Source organism: Aquisphaera insulae (assembly GCF_011064615.1).
Taxonomy (GTDB): Bacteria; Planctomycetota; Planctomycetia; order Isosphaerales; family Isosphaeraceae; genus Aquisphaera; species Aquisphaera insulae.
On sequence record NZ_JAALJH010000023.1, the window covers coordinates 1 to 12851 of the forward strand.

Consider the following 12851-nt stretch of genomic DNA (forward strand, 5'->3'; position numbering starts at 1 on the left):
GTGGTGAAGATGATGAACAGGGCGGCGAGCAGCGAGATCCCGGTGGCCGAATACGCCTGCACTCGCACGGTTTCGAAGGTCGTGCTGCTGTTGACCTCGCTCTCGACGCTCTCGGCCGTGCGCACCTCGACCGGCGGCGTCGCCGAGGCAAGCCGCGCGCTCCAGCCCGGGAGGAAGCCGTCGACGGTGTGGCCGGTCTTGAGGGCGACGCCGGCATAGGTGATCCGGGCGGGGGAGCCGGAGAGCCTCTCGGCGGTCGCCATCGGGACATACACCGCGTTGGCCGCCGGGCCGCCCCGCAGCGCCGCGTCTCGCGACGGGGGCAGGCCGACCATGAACTTCGGGCCCGGCAGTCGCTTCGGCTGGTCGACGATCGCCGTGATCTTGATCCGCCCCCCGGCGGGCACGGGAGCGGATGCCCCGCCACGGCCGCCGGCTCCCGGGCCCCCGCGGCCGAACGGGTCTGAGATCACCGCAACCTCGTCACCGAGCTTGATCCTCAGTTGTTCGGCCGAGTCTCTCGTGATGGCGCCTTCCTGGAGCTCAGGCCGACTGGGATCGAACCAGCGGCCCTCGAGGACCTTCTGCGGGGGCTGGGCCGCGTTCGTGCCGACGAGGGTCGGAACCCGGCTCTGCGACCGGAGCTGGCCCATGCCGCCCATGATGATCGGGCCCGAGCCCGATTTCGGCGCCGCCAGGCCGCCCGGGATCGGCTCGGCCTCGGGGTCGGCCGCATTGCCGCCACCACGACCGGCCGGCGCGGCGCCGGCGTTGCCGCTCCGGACGCGGGCGCGGGTCTCGTAGACCGGATCGACCGCCGCCACGGCCGGGTCCCGCCGAATCGCGTCCACGAGATCCGTGGAGAGCGCCGCCGAGACCCGCTGGCCGAATCCCTCCGCGGGATCGGCCGCGGAGCTCGGGAGCAGCAGCATCTCGTAGGGACCCACATAGTCCTCGCCCATGTCGCCGAACCGTCCGGCGAGCGAGTCGTAACCGCTGACGACCCAGACGACGACGCAGGCCGCGGCCATCGTCGAGATGCTGGTCAGGAGGATTCGGCCGGGGTGTTGCCGGACGTGGGCGATGACCAGCCGGGCGACCGCCTTCCATTCCGCTCTGCTCATGGGACGTCCTCCGGGGCGATGAGGTTGGATGCGGGATCGACCGAGGATCGCCTCAGGTTGGCATGGCACCCACGACTTCCTGGTAATGGGCGGCGAGCGAATGGGCGTCCTTGAAGGCGTCGGCGCGAAACTCGTCGAGGATGCGCCCGTCCTTCATCACCACCACCCGGCCGGCCCAGATGGCCACCGCCGGCTCGTGGGTGACGACGACGATGGACCGGCGCCGCTCCTCGGAGAGCTCGCGGAGGAGCCGGCAGGTCTTCTGGCCGGTGACCGAGTCCAGGCTGCCGGTCGGCTCGTCGGCCAGGACCAGGGCCGGTTCGGTGATCAGGGCGCGGGCGATCGCCACCCGCTGCTGCTCGCCGCCGCTCATCGCGTCGGGGCGGTGATTCCGACGAGCGGCGAGTCCCAGACGGTCCAGGAGCGGGTCGAGTCGTTCGGCGATCAGGTCGTTGCGACCGTCGGTGAGCAGGGGGAGGGTGATGTTCTCCGCGGCGGTCAAGGTCGGGATGAGATTGAACGCCTGGAAGACCAGGCCGATCCGACGGCGTCGGAAGTGCGTGAGGCGCGCGTCGGAGAGCGAAGCGAGGTCGATGCCGTCGATCAGGACGTGCCCCTCATCGGGCCGCGTGAGGCCGGCCAGGACGTGCAGCAGCGTGCTCTTGCCCGAGCCGCTGGCCCCCATCACGGCGACGAATTCGCCGCCATCGATCGCGATGGAGACATCCCGGATCGCCTCCACGGCCCCTTCGCCCTGGCGGAATCGTTTGGTCAGGTGCTCGGCCCGGACGGGAGTCGAAGCCGTCGGCGAGGCGACTCCTCCGGGGCCCGCGGCCGGGGTCATCGTCGTGGTGGTCGTCATGGGGATGGATCTCTCGAAGATACGGTCGAAGTCGGTTCAGCGTCCGGTCTTCGCCTTGAGGCTCAGGTGGATGGGGTCCAGGGTGTTCTCATCCTCCTTGATCGTCACCCGCAAGCCGGAGCGATGCGGGTCGTTGTATCGGCCGTTCAACTGGTCGGCCCCGGCGACCTCCTCGCCGTGGTCGACCCGGATCTTCCGCCAGACGACCGTCAGCGTGTATTCCCCGGCGGGGGCGCCGTCTTGCGACAGCCGCGTGCTGGGCCGGAACGAGCCGTCTTCCTCCGCGATGGCGATCGGCTGCGGTGCCTGCCTGGACCGCGGGTCCAGGGGATGGAAGGAGATTTCGGCCTTCGCCGCAGGCTTGCCGTCGACCAGGATCCTCCCCGACACGGGGTAGACTCTCGGTCCGGTGTCCTCACCGCGGCAGCCGACGACGAGGAAGAGGCCGAGCACCAGCCAGGCCGGGTCGTGGCGGGAGCGATGGGTCGATTCGAGCATCGGGGCCTCGCCTGAGACAGCGGGTGCAGAGCTTTTGGTTCGCTGGGACTCAATAGTCCGTCACCGACAGGAGCTCGCCGCCATTGCGGGTCGCCAGCGCGAAGACGATGGCGACGGGGACGGTCTCCTTGAGGAAGCGGACGCTGCCGTCACAGAAGCCGACATTCGCCCCGAGCGGGTGGAAGCTGTAGATCCCCTGCCCGTTGTTGCAGTTGATCGAACAGGCCCAGCCCAACTTGCTGCCGTCGGCGGTGTAGCCCTGGTACTGGAAGTGCGAGTACGACGCCCAGGCGTCCCACCAGTTGACGTCCGTGAGATTGGCGTTCGACGCCTGCATCTTCTCCCCTTTGAGATAGAAATCGGGCCGGCCGGCCTGTTCATGCACCAGGGTGGTTTGCGAGGTGCCGTCGGTGATGGCGCTGAGCTGCTGGTACTTGCCGGCGCGGAGCAGCACGGGGTTCCCCGCGGCGCCGTTGACCTGATACATCGAGTTGAGCAGGTGATTGCACTTGTAGTCGCCGACGAACCCCCGCGTCCCATACACGGTCTTGCCGAGGCCCAGGGGGACATCACGGAGCCCCTCGGGCGTGGAGGGGCAGACGAACACCTGGAGCGCCACGCGGACGACCGTCTGATTGTCATAGTCGTAGAAATTCTTGTTGAGATTGAACCCGTTGTAGAGGACCTGTTGTTCGAGGAAGGGGAGCAGGTTCACCGCCCATCCGTAGCTCGGTGTCTCGGTGCGCACGGGCGGCAAGGCGTTGTAGTTGACGACATGATTGTGGAAGGCCAGCACGATCTGCTTCATGTTGTTGGTGCAGGCGGCGCGGCGAGCGGCCTCGCGTGCCGCCTGGACAGCGGGCAGCAGCAGCGCAATCAGCACCGCGATGATCGAAATGACGACGAGGAGCTCGATGAGCGTGAAGCCGGCCCGACGGCGATGCCTACGCAAGAGGAATTGACTCATGGCCAGGAAGGTTCCATTCCGAGCAAGGTGGGTCGGGTGATGGTCCATGTCCTGCGAGGGGGGTTAGCAGGTTATACGCCAAACGGAAGGCTTGCCTGACCGGTGTGCTGAAGGCATGAGCCCTCAATGAGATGCGTCGAACAAGTGTCCTGATGGCAGGCGATTCCCGGTTTTCGTCGGCTTGCAGATCGGAGAGGAATTGGCCGCGCGGGGATACTTCTTGACCGAAGGGAATCCTGCCAGCTCACAAGACGCCGCGCATGGCCGACGGCCATGGAGTTGCTCGACGTGTGCCATTCATCGGAGATCGGCACTGTCGTTCGGGTTCAGAAAGGACCACCGTCCCCGGTCATCGGCATTAAATGATTTGTACATGTCGTTTCTCATCGGAGGATCCCTGCTGTATACCGTCGCGGTGAACAGTGACTCGTGTGGATCATCGGAGTTCGTGGATTGAGGGGGGCTGTAGCAGGCCGGATTCTCAAGAGGCTGTAAGAGGCCAGGCACCCAAAGCGAGGCACCCAAAGCGGGCGGTCCGGGCAGTCCAGAGAGGAAGGCGGTCAAACCAGTCGGGATTGCCGGCTGTCCGGGGCGGTCGGCGCCGGCTCCAAGTTCAGCGAGGAACGAGCGGGGCGGACGACGCGAGGGCTCGGGCGGGTTTGGTGCGGTCCGGAGCCGGAGGCGGGCGGCGGGGAGGGATCGGATCAGGACCGGGGCGTGTGGACCCTGGGTCGGCGGCCTTGACGGCCGCGACCGGAGGGGGAGGACTCGGCGCTGGGACGCTCAGGCGTTGGCCGCGAGGCTCATCGGACCGGGTGTGAAGGGTGCGGGGCGGGGCCCCGCGAAAGCCGGCCGGCGAGGCGGCCGCTCGGGCGGCTCTCCTCGCGTTCTGCAAGCTGCCGTGGAGATTCATCCCGTTCCCGGCCGACGCCTTGCAGCTCGAACCGATCGAGGTGATCTTCCCCGTGGCCTTGCCGTTCCTCTTCGCGTACACCAAGCGCAATCGGATCGATCGGCGGATTGGAGAGCTGTCCTACCCCGTCTATCTCGTCCACTGGCTCGTGATCGACCTCCTGCGGATGTCCGGCTCGCCCTGGGTGCAGCGCAACCTGGGAGCGTTGACGGGGCTCCTGACCCTGGCGTCGGCGATCGTGATCTGGTACGCCGTCGATCGTCCGATCGATGCCTGGCGGCAGCAACTGGCCGCCAGGGCGACGGGGCAATTGCCGGCCGGACAAGGAGCGGACACGGTCCCCGCCTCGACCGGCGGATAGACGTTGCCCCACTCCGTCGGGGCGAGCGGCATGCGGAACGGGAGCAGGCCGAACGCGGTCACGAGTCGGTTTTTTCGGGAGCCCGCTCGGCCTGCGATTCAGGCTGTCTCCCGGTCCCGCCGGGGGAGGTTTCGAAGGGGGCGGCCGGACGGCCGACCGCGTCGAACGTCGCGTCCCAGCGCTCGCTCGGCACCCGGATGTAGACGTCCATCTGCTGGCCCACGTAGACCTCTTGCTGGCAGCCGTCGGGGAGGGAATAGACCACCCGGAGGACCCGAGTGTCGACTCGCTCCGAGGAGGAGCCGGTCAGGCTCTGCTTGGGGATCATGTACGGCTCGATGTACTCGAATCGGAGCGGGAATCGCCCCAGCGACCTCCCCTTCATGTAGGCCATCGCCGCGCTGGCCTTGTCGAAGAGGGGGACGTCGTTCTCGTCGATGTCGACGCGGACGTGCAGGCGGTTGATGTCGCCGAGGACGATCATCGGCTCGTTCCAGGTCATGGCCGCGAACTGGCCCAACCGCACGTTGAGCTGGAGGACATCCCCCTCGATGGGCGCCCGGACGGTGAGCCGGTTGAGCAGGATCTGCATGTTGCTCAGCTCGCTTTCGGCGAGCTTGACGGCCGCCTTGGCGACGGATATGTCCTCGCGCCAGGTCCCCTTCCTGGCGCGGTCGAGCTCCGCCTTGGCCCGCGTCAATGCGGCCGCGGCCGCATGGTAGGTGAACCGATCCTTGTCGAGGTCGCTCGACGTGGCGGCCCGGCGATCGTGGAGGTGCTGGGTCCTCCCCAGCGACGTTTCGGCGTCGTTCAGCCGCGCCTGGGCCTCCTGGACCGCGGCCTCGAGCGGGGGCAAGTCCTCGGCGCGAGGGGCGGCCTCCAGCCTGTGAACCTGGGCCTTGGCGGATTCCAGTTGGGCCCGCTTCACCCCCATCTGACCCTGGATGTCTCGATCATCGGTCCGGAAGAGCGGGTCTCCCACCTTGACGTGGTCGCCTCGCTTGACGAGGACCTCGATGACCACGCCGGGGACGTTCACGCCGATCGGGATGTTCTCCCGCCGCGCCTCGACGAGACCCGATCCGGCGAGCATTCGCTCCTTGGATGGCCGGGGGTGGGGCTCGAGGACCGGCTTCGACGGCTCGGCCGGCCTGGCGCCGATGACGGTCGAGATGATCGAGTAGAGGACCCCGGCGATGGCCAGGATCGGGACGATGCGACGAGTGAACATGGTATGGGTCCGTCTTTGGGGCCGTGGGCGACTCATCCCGCCGTGGTCGTGGAACGCCGCACTTCCTTGAGGATCCGGCCGTCGTCCATGTGGATGATCCGCTCTCCGTAGTGGAAGATTCGATTGTCGTGGGTCACGACGATGACCGCGCGGTCGGGCCGGACGACGACCCCGCGGAGCAGCTCCATGACGTTCTGGCCCGACTCATGGTCGAGAGCCGCGGTCGGCTCGTCGCAGACCAGCAGCGAGGGCTCGTGGGCCAGCGCCCTCGATATCGCCACGCGTTGTTGCTGGCCGCCGGAGAGCTGGCTCGGCAAGTTCTCCGTCCGGCCCGCTAGGCCCAGCAGCTCCAGGACTTCGCGGGCCCGCCGGACGGCCTTCGCCCAGGCCCAACCGGTGAGCACCAGGGGGACCGCCACGTTTTCCGCGGCCGTCAAGGCGGGGAGGAGATTGTACTGCTGGAAGACGAAGCCGATGTGGCGGGCGCGGAACCTCGTCTTGGCGCGGTCCCCTAGCGAGGTGAGCTCATGGCCGAAGATCGAGACGGTCCCCTGGTCGCCGTCGAGGACTCCCGCGATCACGGAGAGGAGGGTCGTCTTGCCGCAGCCAGAGGGCCCGACGATCATCGACATCTCGCCGGCGTGGACGTCCCAGTTCACCGATCGCAGCGCGGCCACCCGTTGCGCCCCGGATCCGAAGGACTTGGAGAGTCCCCGGATCCGGACGGCGACGTCCGACGAATCGCGGGGCGTCCCCTCCGGAAGGTCGTCGGCTGCCCGCTCTGGTGCCACGGCCTGAGTCATCACGAAGCCTCGACCCGAAGTGAGGAGGGAACATCGCCGACGCCCGACGTCCTAGCCCCGGAAGACAACGGCGGGCTCCAGCACCATGACGCGACGGATGCAAAGCAGGCTGGAGAAGATGCAGATGAGGACCACCACGATCGCCGTCATCGGCAGCAACGGCCACCAGACGAAGAACTCGACCTCGCCCCCGCCGGCCGACGCACGATCGGCCACGAAGGTGGAGATCCCCACGCCCAGGCCGTAGCCGATGAGCCCGACGACCGACGCCTGAAGGAGGATCATGCCGACGATCCTGGGATTGGTCGCCCCCATCGCCTTGAGCGCCCCGAACTGCTTCAGGTTGTCCACGGTGAACAGATAGAACGTCTGGCCGGCGATCGCCGTCCCCACGAAGAGGCCGAGCAGCGAGGTGATCCCGAAATTGATCACGATCCCCGTATTCGTGAGGAAGAAGAAGATCGTCTGGCGGGCGAAATCCGCGGCACGCATGGCCCCGAGCCCCGTCTTGGCGCGGATGTTCCTCGCCACGTCCTCCGCCTTCCAGGTCGGGTCGGTGCGGACCAGGATGAAGCTGAGGACCTTCCGCTCCTGGGCGACGAACTGCTTGGCGCGGCCGTAGGTCGTGTAGACGACCGCGTTGGACCCGAAGGTGGGGGCGGCCTTGCAGATCCCCACGATCGTCGCTCGGTGGTCGTTCATCTCCATCTCGCGGCCGAGGAAACGCCGATAGAAGGCGTCCCCCAGCTTCTCGAGGTCCCCCCACGGCTCGCCGGGGTAGTACTTGGGGAGCTGCATCTTGTCGATGATGATGGCGTCGGGCATCCGGAGGTCCAGCAGCTCGCCGACGACGATCTTCTCGGGCTGGGGGGCGCCGACGAGCGTGGTGTCGTCGAGGCCGAGCAGGATGACCGACTCGATCATGGTGGCCGGCTCGCCATTCGCGTCGGTCGTGTTCAGCTTGGCCCGGCCGGAGCCCTTGTAGAGCGGGACGGCCCAGAGGACGCCGTCGACGCCCCGGACGCGGTGGAGGTTGCTCTCCATCATGGCCTTGACGTCGTCGATGTGGCGGACGTTGGGGTCCATGACCCAGAGGTCCACGCCCGAGATATCGTTGATCTGCCCGGCGGTGCGCTTCATCAGGCCGCAGAAGATGGCGCCCTGCTGCATCATCAGGATCGCGGCGAAGGTGAGCCCCATGAGGATGCCGCAGAACTTCGCCGTGTCACCCAGCAGCATCTTGAGCGCGATCCGCCACATACTCGGTTCACCTCTCCAGCCGTGGACCAGACTCCCAGGGACCGGCGACGCTCAGCGGTCGGTCGCGCCCACTCCGGTGCCACGCCATCGGTCTTGCTCCGCCTCGGCGTATCGCTCGACCGCGCGGAGCAGCCTCGCCCGGAGCAGGGCGCCCGGCCGCCGGGCGTAGCCGACGAGGATCAGTCCGGCGAGGATGGCGAGGGCCGGGATCAGGCCCCAACGGCTCTCCGAGTCGAGCAGGAACCCGACCGCCGCTCCGGCGGCCACGACGGCGAGGATGGCGGCGGCCTGCGAGACCAACCTCCTCGAGAGGAGCATCAGGCCGCCGATCACCTCGGTCCAGCCGATGAGGACCCAGGGGACCTCGCCGAACCATCCCGGCGCGGGCCGGTAGGAGGACAGCTTGGCCGTCCCCATCGCGACGAAGAAGCCGGCCAGCGCGCCGGCGGCGATCCGCCATGCGGGCGGAACCTTGATCGATCTCCGATCGGGTCGACGACGACTGCCCATGCTCCGGCTCCCGCGATGCGATGCGACGGAAGGACATTCGCCTCCCCTGGGAGAGAGGATGCGTGGGCCGGGCGAGTGAAGCGCGAGAATTCCCGGGGACCGGTTCGTCACCTACCCGGGACCGGGGGGGCCTCGCGACGCGGCGTGAGCGGGAACGGAGTGGCGACCTGGAACGGCGGTCCGATCATCTCGTCCCAGGTCGCCTGCTGGGAGGGCGTGAACAGGCCGAGGATTTCACGATTGGCCCTCCTCCACACCTCGACCTGTCGCATCCAGGCCTCGCGGGGTTCCTCCGCCGGCCCCATCAAGTTCAGGATCTCCCGGCCGGCCTCGACCTGGATATCTCGGATTCGCTCCTGCTGGGCCTCGGAGAGTCCCAGGCGACGGATCGTCTCCGGCTGCGTGAACGAGTGCGGGCCCGGATGCTGCAACGCGATCTGATCGAGTCGGCGGGCCTGCGACGGCGTCAGCGTCCGGGCCAGGGCCTGTCGGGCGGTGCGGGCCAGGTCCGCGAGCCCCTTCCACCTCGCCGGCCGGCCCGGGAGCTCGGGACGACTCCGGAAGAGGCGTTCCGGGAGCGACAGGACGTCCGTCCTGAGCTCTCCCAACTGTTCGGCGGAGAGCCCAAGCTCCGCCTGGGCGGATGGGTTCGACAGCAGGAGGCAGGCATCCAGCACCGACATGGCCGCGATGTCCTCCACCAGCCGGTCGAGTCGCGCCCGGCTCGACGCCAGCTCTCGACGGAGCGCCGGATCGTCCGGACGCCTCTGCTGCAACTCGCGGTAGTAGGCAACCGACGCCTCGAGCAGCCTGCGACGGACGTCCATCATCGGCGGGAATTCGAGCAGCTCCTCGCGGCTCAACTCGGCGAAGAAGTCCACGGCCTTCCGCGCGCTGAGGAAGTTCGCCTCGGCGACGGCCCGCTGCTCGCCGGCCTCGCGCGTCTTCTCGCGCTGGCCCTCGAGCGCGAGCTTGGTGAGCGAGTGCTCGCGGGCGAGGATCGCGGCGAAGACGGACAGCCCGACCAGGGCCGCGGCCATGCTCGCCACGCTGGCCAGGGCCAGGGCGCGGTGCCGCCTCACCCAGCGGGCCGCGACCTCCGGGAGCGTCGGCCGCCGTGCCAGGATCGGCCGGTCCTGGGCGAACCGCCTGAGGTCCTCGGCCAGCTCCCCGGCCGTGTCGTAGCGCTCGGCCGGATCCTTGGCGATCGCCTTGAGGACGATCGTCTCGAGCTCGATCGGGATCGAGGGATCGATGGCCCGGGGCGGCCTGGGCTCCTCCGCGGCGATCTGGCGGAGCAGCTCGTGGCGATCCGGGCATTCGAAGGCCGGAGTCAGCGTGAGGAGCTCATAGAGCGTGATTCCCAGCGAATAGACGTCGGTCCGATGGTCGACCAGGCCCCGGCTGCCGCTCGCCTGCTCGGGGCTCATGAATCGCGCCGTCCCGACCAGCTCTCCCGTCATCGTGGGGCCCGGGTCGCTCCGGAGCAGGGCGAGCCCGAAGTCCGTGATCCAGAGGTCCCCGCGGGCGTCCAGCAGCAGGTTGGCCGGCTTGATATCACGGTGAATCACGCCCAGCTCATGGGCATGCTCCAGCCCCTCCGCCGCCTGGATGCCGAGGCCGGCGACCCGCTCGAAGTAGCGCCGGAATCGAGCGCCTCGCTCCGCGGAGAAGGTCGAGAGCACCGCCGACGCGACGGCCGACGGGGCCCGCGGCCCGCGACGTCCCTCGGGCACGATCGGCAGCGGATAGGCGAGCGTGTCGGACGAGTCCGGTCCCGGCCGCGGCGGGACCCACCCGGTCGAGCTGACGTCGCGAGTACCGGATTGTTCGCTCACCCCCGCGGGCCCGGCGCGGCGAAGCCCCTCGATCAGCTCCGAGAGGCTCTGGCCGTCGATGTACTGCATGGCGTAGTAGTGGACGCCCGACTCCATGCCGACCGCATAGACCGGGACGATCGCGGTATGGTGCAACTGGGCGGCCGCGAGCGCCTCGTTGCGGAACCGCTGGAGCTGCCTCGGGTCGAACGTCGAGGCGAACGGCAAGATCTTGAGCGCGACGCGACGCCGGAGCGAGACCTGCTCGGCCTCGTAGACGACCCCCATGCCGCCGGATCCCACCTCCCTGATGAGCCGGAAGTCACCGATCCGACCGAGTCCCGGCTCGTCGAGGGTTGCCGAGGCGGTCCCGACGCGGGCGGGCGCGCGGAAATCCGTGGTCAGCCGCTCGATCATCCTCCGGCCGCCGAAGAAGACGGAGAGATCGTCGGCGAGATCCGGATGGGCCGCCAGGATCGCTTTCGTGTCGGGATGTTCTCCTCGCTCGACGGAATCCACGTAGTCGAGGAGGATCGCGTTCAGGCGTTGATCGTGGTCTCGACCTTCATCGGTCACGGCTATCCCTCCCCCGACACCTCCTCGAGGAGTCCACGCAAGGCTTTGAGTCCGCGGAAGATAAGGCCCATCGCGGCCGCCCTGGTCCGGCCCATGCGCAGGCCGACCTCGGCGACCGTCAGCCCCTCCAGATGATGGAGCTCGATGGCCTCACGCTGGTCGGACGGCAGCCTCGCCAGGGCCGCGGCCAGTCGGAGTGCCTGTTCATGGCGCGAGGCTCGCTGGCTCGGCGATGTCTGGTCGGCCGCGAGCCAGCCCTCCATACGGGACGCCGAATCGTCCAGTCGCGCCTGGAGCGACCGCTCCCGCCCGAGGTCCCTCGTGTCGGACGCGTAGCGGCGACGAGCCATGGCGATGACGTTGCCCAGGATCGTCCTCAACCAGGCCATCCACTCGGCCTCGGTTTCGCCGCGGAATTGCCCCGCCTTCTCGTGGGCCCTCAGGACCGTCTGCTGGACGACGTCGGACGGGTCGAGCTTGCCGCGGAGGCTGACGCCGAGATGCAGCCGGGCGAGCACGCGGAGGTAATCCGAGTACGGGGCGGCCGACCAGATCCTCGACGCTTCCTCGCGCACGCGTATGTCCTTCTTGATGCCGGTCACGAGGATTACGGATGCCGTGCTGCCGCCGATGAAGCGCGACGCCTAGCCGATTCTTCGGCGCGGCGGCCCCGACATCAAGGCGGCGGCCACAGGATCGAGCCATCGCGCTCGCGGGCACGGGCGATGGCCGTGGCAGGTCCTGATCGAGCCGGCCCGGGGCGCCGGGCACCGAGGGAGGGAAGGGGTTCGGCCGCAATCAATGGCCGACGGTCCGGGGCGACTGGCTCCGCTTGAGGCTGTTGAGGCGCCAGGCGTGGGGGCCGCGGAAGACCGAGGCGGAGGGCGGCGGGAGGGATGGGGCGGTCGCCACGGAGGGCTCGCCTTCCCAGCGGTGAGCGTCCAGGCTCTTGAGGATCTGGTCCGCCAGCCACATGGCGCGGAGGGCCTCTGCGCCGCCCACGCGCGGGCGCGCCTGGCCGCGGACGGACTGGACGAACTCCTCGAGCTCCAGGGCCAGGGGCTCCCGGCCCGCGGCCTCGACGCGATCGACGCGGAGGATCTTGCCGAAGAGGTGCTCCTTGACGGCGGCGGGCTGGGTGATGTCCAGGCCCTCCAGCCCGAGCTGGCCGGCGAGGAAGGCCTCGGAGGGCTCGACGATGGTCGCCTGCTTGGCCCCGAAATCGAGCGAGGCATAGCCCTCGGTCGCCCAGATCCGCATCTTCCGGACGGCCGTGTAGCTCGCCCGGCTGGCGGTGATGTTGGCCACGGTGCCGTCCTCGAACAGCACCCGCGCGTCGGCGACGTCCTCGCGCTCGCTGAAGAGGCTCAGGCCGACGGCCGAGACGGACTGGACCGGGGCCGCCACCATGGACAGGACCAGGTCGATGTCGTGGATCATCAGGTCGTGGACGACGCCGATGTCCGTCGAGCGGAACGTGTAGGTCGAGAGCCGCTCGGCGTGGATGAAGCGGGGCCGGAGTGCCTTGTTCTGGAGGGCGGACAGGGCCGGATTGAAGCGTTCGATGTGGCCGACCTGGAGGACGGTCCCCGTGGACCGGGCGAGCGCGACCAGCTCCTCCGCCTCGGCGAGCGAGCCGGCCAGGGGCTTCTCCACGAGCGTGGGGATGCCTCGCTCCAGGAAGGCGCCGGCGACCTCGCGATGGAGGGTGGTGGGGACCGCGACCGAGACGGCGTCGACCTGGTCCAGCAGGTCGCGGTAGTCGTCGAGGGCGCGAGTGCCCAGGCGGCTGGCGACGAGCCGGGCCTGCTCCGGCCGCGAGTCGGCCACCGCCACGAGCTGGACCTCGGGGAGTGCCGCCAGGATCCTCGCGTGATGCTGGCCCAGGTGTCCCACCCCGATCACGCCGACACGCAGTCGCTTCATGGA

General features: G+C 68.8%; 12 protein-coding genes. 1 reads left to right on the forward strand and 11 read right to left on the reverse strand.

Annotation, left to right across the window (positions count from 1 at the left end; genetic code table 11):
- The 4 genes from G6O54_RS14520 to G6O54_RS14535 all read right to left on the reverse strand — a co-directional run.
- A partial coding sequence (locus tag G6O54_RS14520; RefSeq protein ID WP_205678802.1) for an ABC transporter permease family protein occupies positions 1 to 1124 on the reverse strand: 1124 nt, incomplete at its 3' end.
- Between the two features lie 52 nt (positions 1125 to 1176).
- Positions 1177 to 1986: an ABC transporter ATP-binding protein gene (locus G6O54_RS14525; RefSeq protein ID WP_165226368.1), complete on the reverse strand. Its 810-nt coding sequence runs from the start codon at positions 1984 to 1986 to the stop codon at positions 1177 to 1179.
- Between the two features lie 36 nt (positions 1987 to 2022).
- Positions 2023 to 2484: a DUF4198 domain-containing protein gene (locus tag G6O54_RS14530; RefSeq protein ID WP_165226369.1), complete on the reverse strand. Its 462-nt coding sequence runs from the start codon at positions 2482 to 2484 to the stop codon at positions 2023 to 2025.
- A gap of 49 nt (positions 2485 to 2533) precedes the next feature.
- Complete coding sequence (locus G6O54_RS14535) at positions 2534 to 3451, reverse strand: DUF1559 domain-containing protein (protein WP_165226438.1); 918 nt, start codon at positions 3449 to 3451, stop codon at positions 2534 to 2536.
- 824 nt (positions 3452 to 4275) lie between these two features.
- Between G6O54_RS14535 and G6O54_RS14540 the strand changes: the two genes are divergently transcribed.
- A complete protein-coding gene (locus tag G6O54_RS14540) occupies positions 4276 to 4725 on the forward strand; it encodes an acyltransferase family protein (RefSeq protein ID WP_165226370.1) in 450 nt (149 codons plus the stop codon).
- 58 nt (positions 4726 to 4783) lie between these two features.
- Here G6O54_RS14540 and G6O54_RS14545 read toward each other — a convergent pair whose 3' ends face one another.
- The 7 genes from G6O54_RS14545 to G6O54_RS14575 all read right to left on the reverse strand — a co-directional run bounded on the left by G6O54_RS14545 (position 4784) and on the right by G6O54_RS14575 (position 12848).
- Positions 4784 to 5956, reverse strand: coding sequence for an HlyD family secretion protein (locus tag G6O54_RS14545; protein WP_165226371.1), 1173 nt, complete (start codon positions 5954 to 5956; stop codon positions 4784 to 4786).
- Between the two features lie 32 nt (positions 5957 to 5988).
- Positions 5989 to 6759 carry an ABC transporter ATP-binding protein gene (locus G6O54_RS14550; RefSeq protein ID WP_165226372.1) on the reverse strand — a complete coding sequence of 257 codons (771 nt, stop codon included), beginning with the start codon at positions 6757 to 6759 and terminating at the stop codon, positions 5989 to 5991.
- A 51-nt stretch (positions 6760 to 6810) separates the two neighbouring features.
- Positions 6811 to 8019 carry an ABC transporter permease gene (locus G6O54_RS14555; protein ID WP_165226373.1) on the reverse strand — a complete coding sequence of 403 codons (1209 nt, stop codon included), beginning with the start codon at positions 8017 to 8019 and terminating at the stop codon, positions 6811 to 6813.
- 51 nt (positions 8020 to 8070) lie between these two features.
- The gene (locus G6O54_RS14560) at positions 8071 to 8529 is read right to left on the reverse strand and encodes a hypothetical protein (protein ID WP_165226374.1); all 459 of its coding nucleotides are present in this window, start codon (positions 8527 to 8529) and stop codon (positions 8071 to 8073) included.
- A 107-nt stretch (positions 8530 to 8636) separates the two neighbouring features.
- Positions 8637 to 10922 carry a serine/threonine-protein kinase gene (locus tag G6O54_RS14565; protein ID WP_165226375.1) on the reverse strand — a complete coding sequence of 762 codons (2286 nt, stop codon included), beginning with the start codon at positions 10920 to 10922 and terminating at the stop codon, positions 8637 to 8639.
- 2 nt (positions 10923 to 10924) lie between these two features.
- Positions 10925 to 11497: a sigma-70 family RNA polymerase sigma factor gene (locus tag G6O54_RS14570; RefSeq protein ID WP_205678804.1), complete on the reverse strand. Its 573-nt coding sequence runs from the start codon at positions 11495 to 11497 to the stop codon at positions 10925 to 10927.
- Between the two features lie 223 nt (positions 11498 to 11720).
- Positions 11721 to 12848: a Gfo/Idh/MocA family protein gene (locus G6O54_RS14575; RefSeq protein WP_165226376.1), complete on the reverse strand. Its 1128-nt coding sequence runs from the start codon at positions 12846 to 12848 to the stop codon at positions 11721 to 11723.
- Positions 12849 to 12851: the final 3 nt, after the last annotated feature.

What these genes read in the sequence shown, in the direction of transcription:
- G6O54_RS14525 (WP_165226368.1), bottom strand. Translation starts at nt 1,986, where the DNA reads ATGACGACCACCACGACGATGACCCCGGCCGCGGGCCCCGGAGGAGTC.
- G6O54_RS14530 (WP_165226369.1), bottom strand. Translation starts at nt 2,484, where the DNA reads ATGCTCGAATCGACCCATCGCTCCCGCCACGACCCGGCCTGGCTGGTG.
- G6O54_RS14535 (WP_165226438.1), bottom strand. Translation starts at nt 3,451, where the DNA reads ATGAGTCAATTCCTCTTGCGTAGGCATCGCCGTCGGGCCGGCTTCACG.
- G6O54_RS14545 (WP_165226371.1), bottom strand. Translation starts at nt 5,956, where the DNA reads ATGTTCACTCGTCGCATCGTCCCGATCCTGGCCATCGCCGGGGTCCTC.
- G6O54_RS14550 (WP_165226372.1), bottom strand. Translation starts at nt 6,759, where the DNA reads ATGACTCAGGCCGTGGCACCAGAGCGGGCAGCCGACGACCTTCCGGAG.
- G6O54_RS14555 (WP_165226373.1), bottom strand. Translation starts at nt 8,019, where the DNA reads ATGTGGCGGATCGCGCTCAAGATGCTGCTGGGTGACACGGCGAAGTTC.
- G6O54_RS14560 (WP_165226374.1), bottom strand. Translation starts at nt 8,529, where the DNA reads ATGGGCAGTCGTCGTCGACCCGATCGGAGATCGATCAAGGTTCCGCCC.
- G6O54_RS14575 (WP_165226376.1), bottom strand. Translation starts at nt 12,848, where the DNA reads ATGAAGCGACTGCGTGTCGGCGTGATCGGGGTGGGACACCTGGGCCAG.